This window comes from Chryseobacterium wanjuense (genome assembly GCF_900111495.1).
Lineage (GTDB): Bacteria > Bacteroidota > Bacteroidia > Flavobacteriales > Weeksellaceae > Chryseobacterium > Chryseobacterium wanjuense.
Genome location: NZ_FOIU01000003.1, coordinates 71,283 through 91,798 on the forward strand (window position 1 = coordinate 71,283; position 20,516 = coordinate 91,798).

17 protein-coding genes are annotated in these 20,516 nt (G+C 36.4%); 10 read left to right on the top strand and 7 right to left on the bottom strand.

All coding sequences use genetic code 11. From position 1 onward, the window contains the following. Positions 1–169 precede the first annotated feature (169 nt). From BMX24_RS16830 to BMX24_RS16845, 4 genes are all read left to right on the top strand, one after another. Complete coding sequence (locus BMX24_RS16830) at positions 170–1,189, top strand: sensor histidine kinase (protein WP_027381485.1); 1,020 nt, start codon at positions 170–172, stop codon at positions 1,187–1,189. After that, positions 1,186–1,845, top strand: coding sequence for a LytR/AlgR family response regulator transcription factor (locus BMX24_RS16835; RefSeq protein WP_228404892.1), 660 nt, complete (start codon positions 1,186–1,188; stop codon positions 1,843–1,845). Before BMX24_RS16830 ends, BMX24_RS16835 begins: the two co-directional genes overlap by 4 nt. A 218-nt stretch (positions 1,846–2,063) precedes the next feature. After that, a complete protein-coding gene (locus BMX24_RS16840) occupies positions 2,064–2,450 on the top strand; it encodes a hypothetical protein (protein WP_089794838.1) in 387 nt (128 codons plus the stop codon). Further along, positions 2,447–3,526 carry an alpha/beta hydrolase family protein gene (locus BMX24_RS16845; protein WP_089794840.1) on the top strand — a complete coding sequence of 360 codons (1,080 nt, stop codon included), beginning with the start codon at positions 2,447–2,449 and terminating at the stop codon, positions 3,524–3,526. The genes BMX24_RS16840 and BMX24_RS16845 overlap by 4 nt, the downstream gene beginning before the upstream one ends. A gap of 222 nt (positions 3,527–3,748) precedes the next feature. Here BMX24_RS16845 and BMX24_RS16850 read toward each other — a convergent pair whose 3' ends face one another. The 5 genes from BMX24_RS16850 to BMX24_RS16870 all read right to left on the bottom strand — a co-directional run bounded on the left by BMX24_RS16850 (position 3,749) and on the right by BMX24_RS16870 (position 12,391). Next, positions 3,749–4,219: a heme-binding domain-containing protein gene (locus BMX24_RS16850; protein ID WP_089794842.1), complete on the bottom strand. Its 471-nt coding sequence runs from the start codon at positions 4,217–4,219 to the stop codon at positions 3,749–3,751. A gap of 41 nt (positions 4,220–4,260) precedes the next feature. Further along, the gene (locus BMX24_RS16855; protein ID WP_449390478.1) at positions 4,261–5,418 is read right to left on the bottom strand and encodes an efflux RND transporter periplasmic adaptor subunit; all 1,158 of its coding nucleotides are present in this window, start codon (positions 5,416–5,418) and stop codon (positions 4,261–4,263) included. Beyond that, positions 5,419–9,768: a CusA/CzcA family heavy metal efflux RND transporter gene (locus BMX24_RS16860; RefSeq protein ID WP_089794846.1), complete on the bottom strand. Its 4,350-nt coding sequence runs from the start codon at positions 9,766–9,768 to the stop codon at positions 5,419–5,421. Between the two features lie 141 nt (positions 9,769–9,909). Continuing rightward, complete coding sequence (locus tag BMX24_RS16865; RefSeq protein ID WP_034753324.1) at positions 9,910–10,296, bottom strand: hypothetical protein; 387 nt, start codon at positions 10,294–10,296, stop codon at positions 9,910–9,912. A gap of 289 nt (positions 10,297–10,585) precedes the next feature. Then, positions 10,586–12,391 carry a hypothetical protein gene (locus tag BMX24_RS16870; RefSeq protein ID WP_089794848.1) on the bottom strand — a complete coding sequence of 602 codons (1,806 nt, stop codon included), beginning with the start codon at positions 12,389–12,391 and terminating at the stop codon, positions 10,586–10,588. 781 nt (positions 12,392–13,172) lie between these two features. Here BMX24_RS16870 and BMX24_RS16875 point away from each other — a divergent pair. Then, on the top strand, positions 13,173–14,168 hold the full coding sequence (locus tag BMX24_RS16875; RefSeq protein ID WP_089794850.1) for an AraC family transcriptional regulator: 996 nt from the start codon (positions 13,173–13,175) through the stop codon (positions 14,166–14,168). Continuing rightward, positions 14,165–15,208, top strand: coding sequence for a helix-turn-helix domain-containing protein (locus BMX24_RS16880; protein ID WP_089794852.1), 1,044 nt, complete (start codon positions 14,165–14,167; stop codon positions 15,206–15,208). The genes BMX24_RS16875 and BMX24_RS16880 overlap by 4 nt, the downstream gene beginning before the upstream one ends. Before the next feature lie 16 nt (positions 15,209–15,224). On the opposite strand, the gene BMX24_RS16885 is transcribed toward BMX24_RS16880, so the two are convergent. After that, complete coding sequence (locus BMX24_RS16885) at positions 15,225–15,557, bottom strand: helix-turn-helix domain-containing protein (RefSeq protein WP_089794854.1); 333 nt, start codon at positions 15,555–15,557, stop codon at positions 15,225–15,227. A gap of 65 nt (positions 15,558–15,622) precedes the next feature. Then, positions 15,623–16,069 carry a transposase gene (locus BMX24_RS16890; protein ID WP_089794856.1) on the bottom strand — a complete coding sequence of 149 codons (447 nt, stop codon included), beginning with the start codon at positions 16,067–16,069 and terminating at the stop codon, positions 15,623–15,625. Between the two features lie 888 nt (positions 16,070–16,957). Here BMX24_RS16890 and BMX24_RS16895 point away from each other — a divergent pair. From BMX24_RS16895 to BMX24_RS16910, 4 genes are all read left to right on the top strand, one after another. Continuing rightward, positions 16,958–17,695, top strand: a complete 738-nt coding sequence (locus tag BMX24_RS16895; protein WP_139176870.1) for a hypothetical protein — start codon at positions 16,958–16,960, stop codon at positions 17,693–17,695. Positions 17,696–18,028: 333 nt separating this feature from the next. Next, positions 18,029–18,796, top strand: a complete 768-nt coding sequence (locus BMX24_RS16900; protein ID WP_089794860.1) for a hypothetical protein — start codon at positions 18,029–18,031, stop codon at positions 18,794–18,796. Positions 18,797–18,991: 195 nt separating this feature from the next. Then, the gene (locus tag BMX24_RS16905; RefSeq protein ID WP_089794862.1) at positions 18,992–19,759 is read left to right on the top strand and encodes a hypothetical protein; all 768 of its coding nucleotides are present in this window, start codon (positions 18,992–18,994) and stop codon (positions 19,757–19,759) included. 415 nt (positions 19,760–20,174) lie between these two features. Continuing rightward, on the top strand, positions 20,175–20,516 hold the full coding sequence (locus tag BMX24_RS16910; protein WP_089794864.1) for a hypothetical protein: 342 nt from the start codon (positions 20,175–20,177) through the stop codon (positions 20,514–20,516).

Below are 20,516 nucleotides of genomic sequence, written 5' to 3' on the forward strand. Positions count from 1 at the left end.
ACAAGCATATTTAAATGATATACAGAATTAGATCAAACCATAGCCATTATTGCCAATCAATAGACAAACTGACTATTCTGTATCAAAAGACAGTCATTTCACCCTCTAGTTTTCCAGTTTCATCGCATTATTACATCATCGGATTTAATATTTTCCTTTCTTTGTAACAATGATTAAGAATGAGAGAAAAATATATCTTTATAGTGCCTTATTGATTACTCTGGTGGTCAATTCAGCAAAACTGATGGCTCTTAATGGTGATGGAATCATTGCCCGTTACTGGCAGTTCAATATCTGGGAATATGGTTTTCAGTTTCTCTACAATATGATTTTCTGCCTGGTCCTGCTGCATGTTAATCTCTCACGAGGTAAGCTTTTTAATGTATTCAGAGAAAACAGACAGTGGTTTAAACTATACGCATTCAACACCTTGCTGGTTGTAGCAGCCATTATACTGGGAAGCGTTATTCATTCTTTATTATTTGGAGTCGTTCAACTTCCAGGAGGCAGGATAAGAGGATATTTTGCACGCTTTTTACTCAGCAGCATAATGATTGCCGTAGTTATCCGTCTTATTCTTCTGATGCGTGAAAGCAGAAATAAAGACCTGATCAACGAACAGCTGCATACCTCCTACCTTCAGGCCCAGCTGCAATTACTTCAGGAACAGTTAAATCCACATTTCCTTTTCAATACGCTGAGTAGCCTTTCTGCCATCGTAAGGGAAGATCCACGTCTTGCGCAGACGTATATTTTACACCTTTCCAAAGTTTTCAGATATACATTGGTGCACTCAGGCAACGAGATGGTATCCCTGGAAAAAGAACTTCAGCATCTGGAATCCTATATTCAGTTGGTGAAAATGCGGCTCGAAAATACCTTTCAGATTCAGATTAATATCAACGCAAGTATTTTAGGCAAACAGATTCTTCATTTATCACTGCAACCTTTGGTAGAAAATGCCGTTAAACATAATAGAGCTACAATTTTATATCCGCTAATGGTAGATATTTATGAAGAGAATGAATGGCTCATTATCCGAAACAATCTTCAGCTTACCATCAGTGAAACAGAAGGAACCGGACTTGGACTCGCCAACCTGAATGAAAGATACAAATTACAAACTCATCATGAGATAGAAATACATCAGACCAAAGAATATTTTATGGTAAAACTTCCGTTGCTATGACACAAAATTTACATATTATAATCATTGAGGACGAAGCGGCCACAGCAAGAAACCTGGAATATATCCTGCAAGAAATTAATCCGGATATTAAGATCATTATAACATTACAAAGTATAACAGAATCAGTACACTGGCTAACGAATAATAATAGTGATTATGATCTGATATTTTCAGATATACGGCTTTCGGATGGATTATCATTTGAAATATTCAGACAAATCAATATTAAAAAACCTGTCATTTTTGTTACAGCATATAATGATTATGCCATTGAGGCCTTTCGGAACAATGGCATTGATTATGTTTTAAAACCTTTTGACAAGGAAGAAATACAGCGGACGCTGCTTAAATACAACACCCTTATTGCTGCTGATTTTAAGAGGGAACAGACCAAAACAGCAGCTCTGCTGCAACAGCTCCAGTCTGCAACGAAGCAGTATAAAAAATCATTCCTGATCCATTATTGTGGTAAGCTTATCCCGATAGAGGCAGCTAAAATCAATTGGTTTTATACTGCTAACGAGATTGTATATGTACATACGGCAGATGGCAGGCAATACGTAACGGAATTTACACTGGAACAACTGGAGCGTGAGCTGAATCCCGCCCTGTTTTTCAGGGCTAACCGCCAGTTTATGATCAACAAAAATGCATAGATACCGTTGAATATTTTTTTAATGGAAGGCTGCTTGTCAAAATACATCCATTACCTCAGGAACAAGTGCTTGTCAGTAAAGCAAAAGCAATGCAGTTTAGAAAGTGGCTGGATCAATAATAACTTCACCCCGGAATTTAGCAGGTTCACCCTTTTTTATCTTAACGGAGACCATAGGTATTGCTACATTTGTTTCATTAAAAATTAAATTTTTCCAAGATGCTTTTAAAACAAAAAAAAAAATTGCTTCTTCTTGTAACAGCTTTTCTATGTACGGCATTTACAAGCTTATCGGCACAAACAAAAAAATTAAAGGACAGCACTCCGGAACAGCGTGCAAAGATGCAGACCGAGTGGATGAAAACTAAGTTAGCCTTAAATACTACGCAAGTCCAGCAGGTCTATGCTCTTAACCTTCAATATGCTCAGAAGAATGACCCTGTTATTCAAAGTAATGAAGGCAAACGGGCTAAATTCAAAAAACTGAAAGCCTTCCAGAAAGAAAAATCTGATGCACTCAGCCACATTCTGGATGCAGGACAATATAAAAAATATCAGGAGCTTAAAGATCAGATGGTTCAAAATTTTAAAGAGAAAAGAAAATGAAAAAACTAGTATATCCATGGGTAATGATCATGTTCATTACCACTTCAGCCTGCTCACAGAGCAGTAGTAACGATAATGATGAAATGGCTTTACAGGCAACACCCGGTAACAGTTTTCAGGGACCCATACAAAAACCTACGTCAGGATATGGTGCAGATGGTAATTATGAGGTAGAAGAAATTACTTTTAACAATCCCCAATATGCAGGAACGCAGGTTTCAATTTTCTATCCGAAAGGGATCACTTCTCCCAGGCCTACCATATTCTTCTCACACCCATTTGGTGGGGAGGAGAAGGATTACAATATAGAGCTGTATAACTTTATTGCAAAGAAAGGCTATGCAGTGGTATTTGTACCCTACCGTACTATTGACATCAGTGTTGATCACCGCTACCAAACCTTATGGGAAGGATTCATAAAGGCTGCTGCAGATTATCCCAATATAATTGATACTCAAAAAGTAGGATTTATGGGACATTCTTTTGGTGGTGGAGCAAGCATCGATCTCGCCTACAAAGCATTTACAGAAAAAGGATGGGGACAGAATGGCCGTTTTCTTTTCACCATGGCACCGTGGTATTCTTTTAACTGGAACAGTCCGTTAACCACCCAACAGCAATTGCAGAGTTTTCCGGCCAATACCAAAATGATAACACAGGTCTATGACGAAGATGATGTAAATGATCACCGAATGGCAATTGATATCTTCAAAAACATCAATATTACCAACGCTGAAAAAGATTTTATCTATTTTAAATCATCCACCGTTAACGGATACAATTATGTAACGGATCATGCTATGCCTAGCTCCCGAAAAGCCTTTGATGCATTAGATTATTATGGAGTCTACCGTCTTTTGGATGCCATGATGGATTATAGTTTCAATGGAAATGCCAATGCCAAAAATGTAGCTTTAGGTAATGGTTCCACTGCACAAGCTACCATGCCTTCTTACAACGGACAATCAATGGCTCCACTGGAAGTCACAGATAATCCCACACCGAAATATCTGCAAGGCAAATATCAGTTTCAATGCGGAGACAGCACCAATCCGCGAATTTCCTATTGTAACTAATTAAAAAAAGGCTATGATATAATTAAGCCTACACTTCTTAGCTTTATAAAAAGCGACGGCGGTTAACCAAAGGATTTGCTCTGCCAATCTATATAATTCGATTGATATTGAGCATATATTCTCGTAGGCTAAAATATATCATTGCCTTAAAATTAGTTATACTCATTTTCTTGATGAAAATCTTTTGTGAAAGTTTTCACAGAATCTATTAATTAAAGGAAATCAATTATTCAATTCTTTCTTTATCCCATTTGCCCATCGTTCAATTTCAGATTGATCTGAAGCAGAAAGCTTTGCGTTCCGATGAACAACCGTATAAGAAGTAAGCGGCATTTCACCCATTTTTACGGTTTCTACAATCTCATCAAGTTTTTCAAGCTTTTTTTCGCGGCTATAAGTATTAAATTCATCAAAGTTCAAATGTCTTTTGCCAGAATTTACGTGATCAGCCAACCACCATTTCACTGGCTGTACTTTACTGTACCATGGGTAGGAGGTATTATTGGAGTGGCAGTCATAGCAACTTGTTTTCAAAATTTCTTGAACTTTTGCCGGTATTTTATAATAATTTCCGATAGCATTCTCAGAGCGACTTTGGCTGATATTTTCTTTAACATTAATAAACTGAATACCAATAAACAGTAACAACAGTATAATTAAAATATTTTTTACGGTGAAAAATGACTTATCCATTATTTTAGGTTTTTAAATTTATATTTATATTTTTTGCGGAATTACTCCTCTTCGCTTGCCGTATTTTTAAGCTTCATCAAAAGCGTGTACGCATTTTTGGCGACGATTTTTTTATTCTTGAAATCTTCAAAATTTTTGATCTGAACAAAACCGTTTTCAGCTTCTCCCAACGTTACAGGAGCCAGTTTATAGGTTTGTTTTTTTTGTTGAACAAAAACATAATTGTTCCCTTCAAAACTGACAATACTTTCCTCTGGAAGTGCATTGGAAAAGGATGTTTCAGTATCGATCTCAGCGTTCATATATATTCCGGGAATCAGGTTCTGGTCATACTGCTCAAAATGGCAATGCACATCTGCCGTTCCGTCTGCATTGATATCTTTGCTGATGAGAATAATTTTTCCATTATATTTTTTCTCCGGCTGCGTATTGGTATAGGCGGTAAATCTTTGTCCTATTTTCAGCATTTCAAGGTCTTTTTCATATACTTTAAGATTCAGATGAATGTCATTAGGATTGATGAGTTCAAATAAAACATCAGACGGATTTACAAACTTTCCTATATTCACATTCACTTTGCTCACAAAACCATTGATTGTACTGTAGACCGGAACACTTTTTCTAATATTCTCAGCGGTTAAATTTCCCGGATTGATATTGACAAGCTGAAGCTGTTCTGCCAAAGTATTCATCATGATCCTTTGGCTGTTCATTTCAGACTGAGCCTGCTGCATTACTTTATCACTGCTTGCCTGGCTCTGGTTGAGCTTTTTCTGTCTGCCATAATCCAGTTCTGCAAAATGAAGTTTTGATTTTGCCATCAGATAATCCTGCTGAAGCTGTATAAATTGAGGATTTTCGATAACAGCAATCACCTGTCCCTTATTCACCCGCATTCCCGGAAGCAGATTGGTATTTTTCAGATAACCACCCAGAGGAACGCTTACGGAAACCAAATTCTGAGGCGGAACATCTATTTTCCCATTGATTTTAAGTACCGTAGAAATATTTTTCACAGAAAGTGACATTGTTTCTATAGGCGTGTTTTTAAGCTGGGCATCGGTAAGTATAACGATACTTTCATCTTTAGAAGTTGTTGGCTTTATAACAGCTTCTTCTTTTTTATGGCATTGAACCGAAAAAAAGAGGACAAGCATTAATAAAATCAAATATTTATTTTGAATTAATCTTGACATAATTTATTGATTTAAAGTAATATATTCCAGTTCAATGATACTTTCATTAAGATTCCAAACGGCATCTGTATAATTATTTTTGATGCTGATTGCCTGATTGGCAAGCATTACAAATTCCAGATAATTGATATCTCCGTTGATGAACTGTTTTTGAGCAGTTTCAAGAATGGTATCGGCATTTTTCAGTTCATATTTCTCGTACTGAGAAACAATTTCCATGTTTTTCTGCTGAATCTCTGAGAGTTTTTTATACTGTTTTTTTAAGGTAAACTCGGCATTCTGAAAATCATTTTCGTTCACTGATTCTACAATTTTTGAAGCTTCAATTCTTGCTTTATGGCTTCCCGAAAATAAAGGAACCGAAACGCCGACCTGAACAGAATGAAACTGAGGTGAAGCATTGTAAACCCTGTCATCTGCCCCCATTCCACGGAAGCTGTTGAGGTTGTAGGCGAGCTGTAAACCCGGCAGTAATTTGGATTTCTCCAAAGCCGTTTGCTGTGCTGCAATATTTTTTTGCTGTTCTAATATTTTCAACGAAGGATTATCGGAAACATCATTTTGTAGATTAGAAAGAGCGAAAATATGTTCTCCATCAGGAATGAATTCCGTTTCTGAATTGAGAAGCCATTGCAATTGCAGCTGCAAAGTTCTAAGTTCCTGCCGCACCTGTTTAATCTGGATTTCGATAGCTGATTTTTGGTTGGCAGCAGTCGTTTTTTCCAAAATATTACTCTCACCGCTTTTTAATCTTAAAGTTGCCTTTTCCAGAAATTGAGAATAAAAGTCTAAAGATTCATTCAGGATTTTCTCCTTTTCCTGCCAATATAGAATATTGTAGAATGTAAGCGTCACGCCTTTTTTCAGCTGATATTCTTTTAATGAAATAGTAAGCTCACTTTTTTTCCATTCTTCGGTGTACAGATTTTTCTGTCTTTTGTAAACGGTGGGAAATGCAATGCTCTGTGAAACTCCGAATTTTATATCCCGGTAAGCACTATTGATTTGTCCGTAGTCTGCAGAAATTCCTGTCTGAGGAATGTCTGAAGAAGTTTTAATAAGTGCTTTTGCATATTCTGATTTTAATTTTTCATTTTTCAGACCTCTATTATTTTTCAAAGCTATAGCAACAGCTTCATTTAAAGTGACCTTGGTTTGAGATTTCATAACACTTCCTGTCAATACAAAAAAGATGATAAGAATGGGTGTCACTGTATTTTTTCGTATTTTTTTCATTTTAAATCCCTTTTCAATAGTTACATACAGCAGCGGAAGCACAAAAAGCGTGAGTAATGTAGCAATCAAAAGTCCACCTATCACTACAGTTGCCAATGGCCTTTGAACTTCTGCTCCTGCTCCGTTGCTTAGAGCCATCGGAATAAAGCCTAGTGAAGCCACAAAAGCAGTCATCAACACAGGCCTTAACCTTGCTTCTCCGCCGTCTACAACAATTCTTACAATATTTTTAATTCCACCTTTATACAATCTGTTGAATTCTGAAATCAGGACAATTCCGTTGAGAACAGCCACTCCAAAAAGAGCGATAAATCCTACACCTGCACTGATACTGAATGGCATTCCCCTGGCTGCCAGTAAGAATACGCCTCCAATGATAGAAAGTGGAATCGCAGTATAAATCAAAAGGCTTTCCTTGACCGAATTAAAAGCCAGAAACAACAGCACAAAAATTAAAACCAAAGCAATTGGTACCGCAATCATCAGCCTGTTTTTTGCATTTTTAAGGTTTTCAAAAGAACCTCCGTATGTGATGTAGTATCCCGGAGGAAGTTTGAGCTGTCGGTCTACCTTAGCTTGAAGTTCTTCTACAATCCCCTGAACATCACGGTTTTTGATATTAAATCCCACCACGATTCTTCGTTGTCCGTTCTCCCGTTGGATTTGGTTCGGACCATCTTTAATCTCAACATTGGCAAGCTGCGAAAGCGGAATCTGATTACCTGATGGCGTAGGAACCAGTAAATTCCTGACATCATCCAGGTTTTTACGGTCATTACTATTTAATCTTACCACCATATCAAAACGTTTTTCGCCCTCAAAAACCAAGCCTGTACTTTGACCTGCAAAAGCGGTATTAATAACCCTGTTGATATCTCCGATAGACAAATGATACTGCGCTATAACCGGTCTGTTGTACTGGATAATAACCTGCGGAAGACCTGAAATGGGTTCGATATACAGATTTTGAGTTCCCTTTACTGTATTAACTATTTTTCCAAGCTGATTGGCATTTTTCACCAGTGTCTCCAGGTTTTCTCCGAATATTTTCAAAACAACATCCTGTCTTGCGCCTGTCATCAATTCATTAAAACGCATCTGAACGGGATATTGAAAACCAAATGTAACTCCCGGAACATCTTCTAAGGCTTTGCCCATTTTCCCGGAAAGCTCCGGAAAGGTTTTAGCAGAAATCCATTCGCTTTTATCTTTCAGAATTACCATCATATCAGAAGCATCCATCGGCATCGGGTCGGTGGGAACTTCTCCGCTTCCTATTTTGGTAACTACTTTCTGAACTTCCGGAAAACGGGTCTTCAGAATATGTGCCGCTTTTTGTGTACTTTCAGTTGTTGTTTTGAGATTGCTTCCGGGGAGAACTCTGGTATCAACAGCAAAATCTCCTTCTTCCAATGACGGGATAAATTCACCTCCCATTCTGCTTAAAACCACAACAGAAAAAGTAAAAAGAACAATCACGATACTGAAAATGATTTTGGGTATTCTTAAAACTTTCAGCAAAGCCTTACGATAAATTATTTCAGCTTTTGCCATTAACCGGTCTGAAAAATTCATTTTATGGCTTATTTTTTTGTTTAAAATAATAGAACTCATCATCGGAATATAGGTAAGCGAAAGCAGAAATGCCCCCAGTAAAGCAAAGGCAACGGTTTGTGCCATCGGTTTGAACATCTTTCCTTCAATCCCCTGCAGTGTTAAAATAGGCAAATACACTATAAGGATAATAATCTGACCGAAAACTGCACTGTTCATCATTTTTCCTGCAGAATCTATGACAATTGTATCCATTTCCTGTTTTGAAACCGAAAGGGCTTTGCGGAATTTTGAATTATGGGTAAACTGATGCATGACCGATTCTACAATAATAACAGCCCCGTCTATAATCAGCCCGAAATCCAGTGCGCCAAGACTCATTAAATTCCCACTTACCCCGAAGAGATTCATCATACAAATTGCAAAAAGCATCGCCAGAGGAATAACTGAAGCTACCAATAGCCCTGCACGGAAATTTCCTAAAAACAAAACCAGCACAAAGACAACAATCAACGCACCTTCCATCAGATTTTTCTCAACAGTTCCGATGGCGTTGTTTACCATCTTGGTTCTGTCTAAGAATGGCTCAATTACAACACCTTCCGGCAAGGTTTTCTGGATTTGCAGAATCTTAGCTTTTACATTTTTAATGACCTCACTGCTGTTTTCACCTTTGAGCATCATCACAACCGCACCGGAAACTTCGCCATTATCATTATAGGTCATTGCACCGAATCTTGTCGCATAACCATAGCGAACATCTGCAATATCTCTTATAAACAAAGGAACATCATTGTTTTTGGTGACGATTGAAATATTTTTAATATCATCCAGATTTCCGACCAATCCTTCGCTTCGTATGTATAAAACGGTAGGTCCTTTTTCAATATAAGAACCACCCGTATTCTGATTGTTGGTTTTCAGTGCATCGAAAACATCCGTAATGGTAACTCCGTACGCATTCAGTTTATCAGGATTTACTGAAATTTCATATTGTTTTAGCTTTCCGCCAAAACTGCTGACTTCCGCAACACCTTTTACCCCAAGCAATTGTCTTCTGACAATCCAATCCTGAAGCGTTCTGAGTTCTGTAATATCATATTTACTTTCATATCCTTTTTTAGGACGGACTACATATTGATAAATTTCCCCCAAACCTGTTGAAATAGGTCCCAGCGTGGGGGTTCCTATATCCGGAGGAATCTGATTCTGCACCTGCTGCAGTCTTTCTGCGACCTGTTGTCTCGCCCAGTAAATATCTATATCATCATCAAAAACGATGGTAACCAGCGAAAGCCCAAACCTTGAAAAACTCCTAATCTCTTTCAAGCCCGAAATATTACTGTTGGCCTGTTCTATGGGAAAAGTAACTAATCGTTCGATATCGGTAGCTCCGAATGACGGCGCTGTGGTTATCACCTGAACCTGATTATTGGTAATATCAGGGACTGCATCTATCGGTAATTTCGTCACCTGATAAGCTCCAACGCCTATCAATCCGAATACCAATAATGCTATAATGAGCTTATTCTTTACAGAAAACTCAATGATTTTTGTAAGCATATAATTATTGATTAATCTTAATTATTGTGATAAATTTTGGGCATTCTGAAACATCGGATAAAGGGTATCTGCATTATTTGCAAATACTTTTATGATAAATACAGAATACCTCCCAATCAAAGAATGATTGAGAAAAATGGATTAAGATTGATAAAATTTCGGGGGCTCCCAGATGGAATTTAAAATTTCTTTGTTGTAAAGTATACTTTTGTAAAAAGTTTTCTTTATTCCGGGAGCATTATATATTTTGTCTGTAAAATGAAAATCTACAGAAGGATTAATTATGAAAACAACGGAAAGGAGATTTGCATGTGAAACAAATGGCAATTTTTGATCTGTCTGATAATCTGCATCTTTTACGGGATGATCATAATGCATTTTCAGAAAATCTATAAGGGTGATATTTTTATTTTGTCCCTTATGTTGTAGAAAATGCTCTATAAGAACAGGAATTTTCAGCAACTGGTAAAGTTCAGTTGTTGAAACCAAATAGAAGGAAAGTAATACTATGGAAATAAGCCTTCTCACAATACAAAATTAGATTTTTTTCTTTTTAGAACGATTATAAAATAATACAATTTTTAATAATGAAAAATTGGTTAAGAGCTATTATCATCAATCACTTATATCTTCTGATCTGCTATTTCTAAATATTTAATTTTTTTTGTAAAAGATTCATTAACAGAAAAAATCATTACTGTACAAAATGTTTCCATCAGCATTTATAATATGTCCCCTCTCCTGTGATTCACAAAGCGTTTTGTAATATCATCGATAATTTTTTATTTACTTACCGTTCTTTACCACAATTTCTCAATTAGGCACCTGTAGGGATTTTTATATTGGATATTATTGATCTATAATTATGCAATTGATGCTTAATCATTTTAAGATCTTTTTTAAACATTTCAGAATCTTGGAATAGATTATTGTAATAAGCGATCCCGGCCAAAAGGTTTTCTTTAAAGCCGGTCCATTTTTTAGATTGGGAATTGGTAATCTTTCCGGAAAAAGCTTCAATCTCTTTTTTAAAATAATCCACATACAGTTTCAACTCGCTGATAAACATATGAGGTCGATAGCCATCTGAAAGAATATTAACATTTCCGTAGATATGCCGAACCATTTGGGAAAGGGAAACTTCCTTGTCAAAAAAAGCAAGATTAGGACCAGGACAAATAACTACTCCCTGTTTTTCTCCTTTTATTTCCATACCATGCTCAAGATATGCTGAGTTCGACAGCCCGACACATAAGCAGGATTTATCTATAATGCTCAATTTGTTTTTCTGAAATGTTTCTTCGGATAATTCGTTTTTTTGCTGTTCAAGTTCTTCTAGTTTAATTTTCTGATATTTTTTTGATGCAGTGCAGATTCCTTTCGGAGAGAACTCCTTACTCAATGCCAGAAGCTTTTTCGGACAAGAACTGCCAAATTTGTTGTTGGATATTTTCAACTTTTTCAATGTTTCGTTGGATGTTCCTTTTATTGCATTGAAAGGCACTCCTAACGGAGAGATGTTGCTCAGGAAAAGATCTTCTGCTTTTGCTTTCATAAGCAGTTGTCTCGTTTCGGAATCTAGTGTGGTTGCCTCAGGAACAAGAAGAAAGGGAGAGCCCCATCCTATGCTGTCTGCTTCATAATGGGAGAGTAAAAATTCATGTTCGTCTGATGTTCCGACTCCTCCCTGAACAGTAATTTTCATTGGTAATGGCTTGGAAACTAAATATTTACCTTTATACTCTAAGGCTGTGATCATTAAAGAATGTGCGGATTGGATCAATTCTTCTTTTCTTTGCTTAAACTCTTCCATAATTGGTCCCAATAACATACCTTCCGTTGCAAAGGCATGCCCTCCACAATTTAATCCTGATTCCACCCTGTATTCCGAAACCCACAGCCCTTTTTTTGCTAAGAAATTTCCTTGGATCATTGCAGAACGGAAATCACTCACCTTTAGAATAATTTTCTTTCTCAAACCTCCGTCTAAATCTGGAAAAAAATCATCAAATTCTTCTAAATAGGAGTAAAGGCGCGGATTCATTCCAGCGGAAAGAACTACTGATGAACTAAGCTTACTTTGAGCAAACCCTCTTAGAGAACTGTGTGCATCATTGTAATATGCAGGAAGCTGTTTATTATTTTTAAAATTGTCCTTATCTACTTTTGTCATAATATTAACATCAATATTTCCGGGAATAAGATGAGTATCTACAAAATTCTTAATAGCTAAAGCGTCATGCTCTTTTTGTCTGTCGAACCTAAGAAGAACATTTTTAATCGTTGATGCATTGGGCAGCATATTAATAAAGCCCTTCAAAGCCTCTTTATTTTTACTGATCTCCTTTTTAAATGACTCAAACTTTTCACAGACGATAGTATCAACCATGTCCAAATAAGCGCTGATCCTCCGAGCTCTATAATCTTCTTCATTGGTTGAAATGCCCCAAAAAGTAAGATTAAATTTCTTACTGTAAAGTTCCCTCATCTTTTCCACAATTTCATCATCAATGATTGAAATCACTGAAGAAATTCCGTATTGTGCCACCCGTATAGGGCTATCTATGGTATAGGCAAGTCCCATTACAGGAATATGAAAGCTATGTAATGACTTATTGTTCATATTTAGATTTTTTTGTATTTTATTATTACTAAGTAATAATCACCTCATTAAATTTCCTGTAAAATTATTAATACAATACAACACCCACCATAAGAAAAAGGTATAGATTAGAACCATTCTAAATAAAACAGCATATTTTCAATGATATAATCTATAATTCTATCTATTCTTTTAAGATTTATCTATAATTACATTAAAATTCTCAATTTAATTTGTCGGTAATACAAAAAAGTTTTTAAAGAAATGGCGATCACTGCTTCAATTACACCATTCTTTTATTACATCTCGACCCGCTTTACCTCTATTTCAATAATGTAAGTGTAAAACTATTTTCAGCAAAAGTATTTCTTGTTATATTTGAAGCACATGTCCCCCAAGTTCTAACAAGCATATAATATGCTCCGGTATTAAGGTATGCTATGTTGGAAGTGTAGATAAAATCAAAGCTTCCCGGACCTGCAGCCATGTGAACATCCTGAACAGTAAATGCAGGATTAACATTAGATAAGGTACTTTGGCTCAGATTATAGGCAATAAACTGGCTGCATCCGTTAGAACTTTAAAATGAAAAAAACCAATAATTTTTTTACTGTATGTTCAGTCCAGGTTGTTCTTTTAATCTAATTCTTCCAACAATATAGGGATATGAGCAACCGCCCTGTTTTATAATGTAGAAAAAATGATATTAATGATATGATACGAATCATTAAGATTTTTTCATCCAATTGATTTATATTTGTGTAAAGTTTATTAAGATTGTATCACTTTAAGAAAAATCACAATGCCCATAGTAAAATATGGAATAATTGAAAAATCCTTTCCTTGGCTTGTAAAAGCATTTATTTTGTCTGTTCTGTTGGATATAGCCAATATTGTTTTACAACTCAACCTGCCGGTTCCGATGCTGTATGGTATGATATTACTTTTTTCTCTTTCTGAATACAGGATAATAAAAAAAGTATATATTCTACATTTTTTCCCTTTTCTTTCCTTTTTTATTTTCTGGATTTTTTTGAAGGTTCTATCGGTAAAAGACCCTACTTTAGAGGTATGGGGACTGTTTGAAGGAGTTTTTACTGGTGTGTATATTATCTATACCATCTTCTATCTTTACCTTGCAAAGTTGTTTATCTGTAAAAAGGACAGTGAGGAACGGGCCATTATTTTCCATGTCAGAAACTTAATGATCTTTGTCTCACTCATATCGGTAGGAAAACTTTTAAAGCTGTTCAATTTTTCTATCATAAGCTTTAATCTGGCAGCGCTGAATGGTGCTGTTGATGTTTATACGATTGTTTTTGTCATTGCACATATTTTCGTTCTGAGGAAAAAAACCAACGCAGTTCCTGCCGAACAGAAAGTGTCAAAAAAAAGCACAGCTGCATTATCGCTGTCACCGGAACTCCTTGAACAGTATAAAGCAACTGTTGAAGACTTTTTTTCCTGCAGCAGAGAATATACAAAACCCAACTTTTCCATAACCTTTCTTGCAGAGCGTACAGGAATTCCCAAACATCATCTGAGTTTTTTGTTTAACCATTACCTGAAGCAGAATTTTAATGAATACCTGGCTAAATTCCGTATAGACTATGCTGTGGAAATGATGAGTAATGACTCTTATATGAACATGACCATCGAAAGTATCGCATTTGAATGTGGATACAGCTCTGCCACTACCTTTAATAAATGGTTCAAGTTTTTTATGCACTGTCTTCCCAATGAATTTATCAAAGATCTCAACCACATATCAAAAGTTGAGAGCACCACACGATTATGAAACTATCTTTTTATCTGCAAATTGTAATTATTATCATCTGCATCTTTTTCATCATAAAAAGCAACAGGGATAGCAGGCCTGTGCAGCTTGATATTATTCTTTACTTTTTCTACTATGCCCTGCTTCACAATATTTATACTTCTATTGCCTACTATATCTACTATCCTACCGAGAAGTTTTTTTTTATAGAAATAGGGGCACCTTTCGGAACTGCCTATGGGCTGCTTCTGTATTATGCCGCTTTAAAAACCAGCGATAGGGCGAATATTAATATTAATCTGAAAATACACATTATTCCCATTATATTCTGGTTTTTGATGTTTTTTGCATTCTTTATCAGTGGGATCTATGAGGATGTCCCGACCAGGAAACGGTACAACGGATTCCTTTATATGTATATGGTGCTGTCGTGGCTGTTTTATATTGTAAAACTTTATATCTTCCTTTACAAATCTACTGTTAATATAAAACTGAAGTCGATCCTCTCTACCATCTCCTACATATTGGGTTTTACAGCATGTGTTTTTATATCCTACCTGCTTTCTGTTAAAAAGTACAATAATGATTTTAAACGGACTCTGATATATCTTGCCTTTCTTTTCTGCATTATTGCTGCAATAAGGTTTTATCATTACAAAAAAAGCATACTTTCTGGTAAAGAACGGTCAAAAGATCAGAATCCGGAAGAAAACAGCGGCGATATATCCAATGAAGAAGAAGACCTGAAATACAAAGAACTGGTAAGAATTATGGAATCTGAAAAAATATACCTTACTCCTAAGCTCACTGTTGCTGAAATGTCCAGAATTACCAACATCAGTCCTCCTATTTTAGCCGAAATATTAGCTCAAAGGAACCATACTTTTGTGACTTTTGTGAACTCGTACAGGATAAATCATGCTATCGAACTTCTTTCCAATACGGATCTTCCTATTGAAGATATTGCCTACAGAAGCGGATTCAACTCCAGAAGCGCTTTTTATAAGCAGTTCATAAAAAATACCACCCGGCACCCAAGCGATTACCGGCCTGCATCATAATTCGGTCTAAAAATGATTATGGGAACAGCTTTCTCCATCTGGCAATGGTATTTCTGCTTAGCTTAAAATGCCTGGAAACTTCGGAGTTATTCAGATGATGCTTTTTCTGATAATTCAGAATCGTATTGATAGTTGCCTCATCATACGATTTATGCTGCTGGTTAAAGAATTCGGTATCTTTTTCGCCGTTACCAAAAATAATTTTGTTCAGTAAGATCACATCAAAAAGCAGTATTTCATCCTTCGCCAGAATTTCTCTGCAGTATTCCAGCTTATCAGGATGCTTAAGAGTAATGATATCGCAGAATATCTTTTTATAATTGGGCTTGCTTTTTATTATGGGCTTCATCTACTTTAATATTTGAATATTTATAGGTGTCTGACTATCGAAAATGGAAATGCTGTTTTATAAATTCAAATCGTATCATCGTATTTGCTGATCCATTTATATAGTGTCGCTTTGGGAATTCCATATTCTTTAATAATTTCAGATTTAGTTTTCTCTTTATTGGCTATTCTTCCAAGTATAAACTCTATGATTTCTTTTGTATATATGTTTTTACGGAAAACGGGCAGTTTTGTATCTTTTACATTATCCGAAGCCGATGGGGCATAAAGAATTAAATGCTGGCTATATATCCTGAAAAAATCATATTCTAAAAGTTTACTCCACCGCAAAAGTATTTCACTGTTTATACCCGGCTGTGTAAACATTTCCAATATTTTATCTTCATCTGTTTTAAGAAAATTGCATGTCCTTACCATATCTATATTCTTTTCTTCCCATCTTTCTCTGATAATATTCCCTATATGAATTTCTTTAAACTTAAATTTTGAATTGCCTTTGCTATTTTCAGCCATTTTTCTAAATAATTTATTTAATTTGTGTTCTGCAGTGATAGTCTATTGGTAGGAAGTATCTTCCGGATATTTTTTACAATAATTTTAAGAATATTATTTTAATCCTCAACTTGTCCAAAAGTAAATATCTGATAGAGCGCATATAATAGTGCCGTCTTAACTCAAAATTTTCCCATTGCTGCAATTTATTAAGATTTATTTTTGGAGTAGAATAACTTTTTCAATACATCCTACTGTCGCAAAACCAACTCCGGCAACCTATAAGGTCTGGCAGATAAAACAATAGGCTGAACATATGAGGGAATCCAGCCTAATTGTATTGAAATGAATTTTTTCCATCATTAAAGGGTATTTACCTTCATGTTTTAGAATCATATCACTTTGTTGAGATAAATTTACATTCTATTTTACACGCAAAAAAACAAATGTTGTATCATTTTCCCGAAAACAGTACATATTTTATTAAAAACATTTCATTTGTTTCAATTTTCATCCGTCAAAATTACAGGGGTCTCCAAAAAACAAGTCTACTTTATGACTGATGAGAAAAAAAGAGACTATAAAAACATTACGATCTGCCATGTATAATTATTATTAGCAGGCTTTAGCATCATCGAAAAATCGGAACTTCAAAATATCTTCTGTAAAGTAAATTGTATCTACACTGAAAATTAATGCAAGGGATTTTTAAGGATGTAAAGATAATTTCCAGCCTTAATTAACATTCTTTATAAAATATTGACAATCTGCATATTAACCTCAAAAAACAACCGTATCATTTTCAGGAAAACGGTACAACAATCTCTATTATCTGCTTAAAATTATATATATATTTACCATTATTCTTCGGTACTCAACTATACTTATAACCCCTAAAAAAACTAAAAAATGAAACACCTCTGTACTTTACTCTTAAGCCTGTATGTATCGTTGATATTCTCCCAGGTAGGAATAAATACACCTTTGCCAAACGCTACGCTGGAGGTTACGGGACAACCTTCGGATATATTAAAAATGGATGGACTTATAGCCCCAAGAATAACCGGTGATCAGTTGAGGGCAAAAACCTATACCACCTCTCAGAACGGAGCCATAGTATACGTAACGGCAAAAGATTCGGCACCATCCGGTCAAAGCGTCGAGGTATTGAACCCCGGCTATTATTTTTTTAATGGCGACAAATGGGTGGGTATGGCAACAAGCAACGCATTCGTTCCAAATGTTGTAGCAGCAGGAAGAAGCACAAGTACCATTGTACAGAACAGCAGTACGAATTATACAAAGTGGAACTTTACCGTAACAAGAAATGATGGCAACTGGAATACAGCGACAAATTCTTATACAATACCGAGTAGCGGGTATTATCAATTATCTCTTTCAGGAAAAGTTATGCCAAATACTACGGGTAATGCCTTCACATGGCTAGTGATGTATGGAACAGAACGGTTTGACTATAGTAATTTTGTCAATTATGCAGCAAATGCAGAATACAACAGAGGTGGAGTTATTGTTTTATATCTAATACAAGGCACTGTAGTTCATTTCGGAGGCTTCCCCTGTACGGGTTGTACAGGTTCCTACACAGTTGGAGAAAGAACTTTCAGCATTGTTTCATTAGGATCATAATAACGATAAAGCAACCAATCATTTATTATCCCGGCTTTACCGAGCTTTCATATATTCTTAGTACAAAACTGCGTATTGTTTATACCATAGACAGTGTCGTAAATTCAATATAGGTAAAACAGGAATAAATTTTCCACTTATCAATTACAGCCATTTGAAAAGCTGACAATTGCGACTACCGATCATGCACAACTAAAATGAATATTCAATACAATATCAATGGGTTGCACTTTTTTTCGGGTTGATAATAATTGTGAAGCATTTTTATTCCCTTAGCACCAACATTAAAAAAAGACTAATCTAACTCCATTTAAATTTATTAAAATTAAACTCATGAAACAAAAAACCTTATTCATTTCTTTCCTTTACCTGCTAGGATTCGGTCAATATGAATCTCAAATAGGCATCAATACAACCAATCCCCAGGGTACTTTCCACATCGACGGAGCCAAAGATAATGCCGCAACGGGAGTTCCTACCCTGGCACAGCAGGCTAATGATGTTGCAGTTACACCTTCCGGAAATGTAGGAATCGGAACAGTATCTCCTTCCGTAAAGCTGGAAGTCACCAGTCCGGTTCTTTCCGGTGCGATCAAAATTGTTGACGGATCACAGGGAGCGGGGAAAATTCTCACTTCGGATGCCAATGGCGCAGGTACCTGGTCTTCAGCGGCTACAGCAACCAAAGCCATTGTAACTGCTACAAGTACTTCTACAGCAACAACATCCGGCACGCAGGGAGTTTTCACCTATATTCCCTCTTTAAGAATCAACTTTCCTGTCTCGGGATATTATTCTTTAACGCTGAAACCTTTTGTTGTAAATGCAGGTGCAGCAAGAGATACGGGAGGATATGTCGGGGGATTGTATCTTCGGAATACGGCAACTCTCGCAACGATCCAAATCGGAGTGGTTAATATTAACCCGGGATGGCCTTATGGCGGATATGGCTATGCCTTTTCATCCTATCCTTTGGAGTACATCCCTGCCGGAAATTATGAGGTCGGTGTGATAACCCTGTCTACGGCGTCTGCTCAGCAAACTACTTTTCAGTATACGCCTCCGGTAAATAGTGTGGTGGGAATACTGTCGGCACAATAAGCCGGTATTTGTACCAACAGACTGAGACAAATAATAATTGCCACCTCTTATTCAGATATATAAAGATCACAAAAGAATCCTTTTAGCTGGTAATAACATCAATTATGAAATATATGCGCTCATCTGTATTATAAAACTAAGCTACCGCATATTCTAACGATTATCTCTCTTATATAACTTAAAAATATGACTATTATGAAAAAAAGAATGCTATTTATTTCGTCACTTTACCTGTTGGGATTCGGCAGATATGAAGCTCAAATAGGTATCCAGACTTCAAATCCTCAGGGTACTTTCCACATCGATGGGGCCAAAGATAATGCCGCAACGGGAGTTCCGACTCTGGCACAACAGGCTAATGATGTTGCAGTTACACCTTCAGGAAATGTAGGCATCGGGACGGTATCGCCTTCTGTGAAACTGGAAGTGACCAGCCCGGTGCTTTCGGGAGCCATTAAAATTGTTGACGGATCCCAGGGCGCAGGGAAAGTGCTTACTTCCGATTCTAACGGAGTTGGCAGCTGGTCTCCGGCAGCTACGGCTATAAAAGCTGTTGTAACCGCTACAACGACTTCTACGGTAACAACATCCAGCACCCAGGGAGTCATTACCTATTTTCCGACGTTAAGATTAGACTTTCCTGTCTCGGGATATTATAGCCTAAGCATTAATCCACATATTGTAGATGCCAGTACAGCGAGGGATCCTAACGGATATGTAGGAGGCTTGTATCTGCGGAATACAACAACCCTGGCCACCATTCAGATCGGGGCTGCCAACGTCAATCCGGGATGGCCTTATGGGAATTACGGATACAGGTTTGCCTCTTTTCCTTTTAAGTATGTGCCTGCGGGTAATTATGAGCTCGGTGTAACTACGCTGTCTACGGCTTCTGCCCAACAGAGTACTTTTGAGTATTATCTACCGATAAGCACAGTGGTGGCAGTACTGTTTGCACAGTAATCTGTACCCTATTCATGTAAAATAGAAATAGTAATCCGCCTCGGAACCGAGGCGGATTTTTTTTTACAGTTAATCATCAGTAAAATAATATATCAAACTGATAATTGATCATCATTGAAAGCTATAGTCGCACGATGCCTGCAGTTTCTGAAATTTGAATTCGCTTAATTAATCACAACTTATTTCAGCAATCAAGAATCTAGAAAATTTAATCAGTTCGACATTTGAATGCTATAAAACACAACTTTTTCTTCTCATTTTCTATACTGATCATCAAATAAAAAAAGTGAGACATATTCTAAATCAAACAAATAGAATATTTGCCAAATAAAACGCACGTGGCACTTTAGAGTCGGGCTCACAACAATAGCTCTGATCAATCTGTACACTTTACATCATAAATTAAAACTAAACCATGAAAAAAAGCAAACCGACTATTATTCCGATGCTTATTATTACTTTCCCCATTTACGCACAAGTTGGCATAAACACAGATCTGCAGATACCATTTCATATTGCTGGCAACAGTTTTAATGGATTACCATCATTATTGCAACAAGAAAATAAATCTGCTGTATGGGCCGGAGGAAATGTAGGGATGGAAACTTTTACATCCAGTCCGAAGCTAAGGGAGAGGTTAGGAAAAAATGGAATTTTCTGTGTAGAACGCAGCCATACCATTAAAGATGTAGTTCCGAATATAGCTCAGTTCGGTTTTGGTGTAGCAGAGAATGTATTATATCAAGAAAATGTATAA

Coding starts and splice junctions, on each gene's coding strand:
- BMX24_RS16830 (WP_027381485.1), top strand. CDS start 170: ATGATTAAGAATGAGAGAAAAATATATCTTTATAGTGCCTTATTGATT.
- BMX24_RS16835 (WP_228404892.1), top strand. CDS start 1,186: ATGACACAAAATTTACATATTATAATCATTGAGGACGAAGCGGCCACA.
- BMX24_RS16840 (WP_089794838.1), top strand. CDS start 2,064: ATGCTTTTAAAACAAAAAAAAAAATTGCTTCTTCTTGTAACAGCTTTT.
- BMX24_RS16845 (WP_089794840.1), top strand. CDS start 2,447: ATGAAAAAACTAGTATATCCATGGGTAATGATCATGTTCATTACCACT.
- BMX24_RS16850 (WP_089794842.1), bottom strand. CDS start 4,219: ATGGATAAGTCATTTTTCACCGTAAAAAATATTTTAATTATACTGTTG.
- BMX24_RS16860 (WP_089794846.1), bottom strand. CDS start 9,768: ATGCTTACAAAAATCATTGAGTTTTCTGTAAAGAATAAGCTCATTATA.
- BMX24_RS16870 (WP_089794848.1), bottom strand. CDS start 12,391: ATGAACAATAAGTCATTACATAGCTTTCATATTCCTGTAATGGGACTT.
- BMX24_RS16875 (WP_089794850.1), top strand. CDS start 13,173: ATGCCCATAGTAAAATATGGAATAATTGAAAAATCCTTTCCTTGGCTT.
- BMX24_RS16880 (WP_089794852.1), top strand. CDS start 14,165: ATGAAACTATCTTTTTATCTGCAAATTGTAATTATTATCATCTGCATC.
- BMX24_RS16885 (WP_089794854.1), bottom strand. CDS start 15,557: ATGAAGCCCATAATAAAAAGCAAGCCCAATTATAAAAAGATATTCTGC.
- BMX24_RS16890 (WP_089794856.1), bottom strand. CDS start 16,069: ATGGCTGAAAATAGCAAAGGCAATTCAAAATTTAAGTTTAAAGAAATT.
- BMX24_RS16895 (WP_139176870.1), top strand. CDS start 16,958: ATGAAACACCTCTGTACTTTACTCTTAAGCCTGTATGTATCGTTGATA.
- BMX24_RS16900 (WP_089794860.1), top strand. CDS start 18,029: ATGAAACAAAAAACCTTATTCATTTCTTTCCTTTACCTGCTAGGATTC.
- BMX24_RS16905 (WP_089794862.1), top strand. CDS start 18,992: ATGAAAAAAAGAATGCTATTTATTTCGTCACTTTACCTGTTGGGATTC.
- BMX24_RS16910 (WP_089794864.1), top strand. CDS start 20,175: ATGAAAAAAAGCAAACCGACTATTATTCCGATGCTTATTATTACTTTC.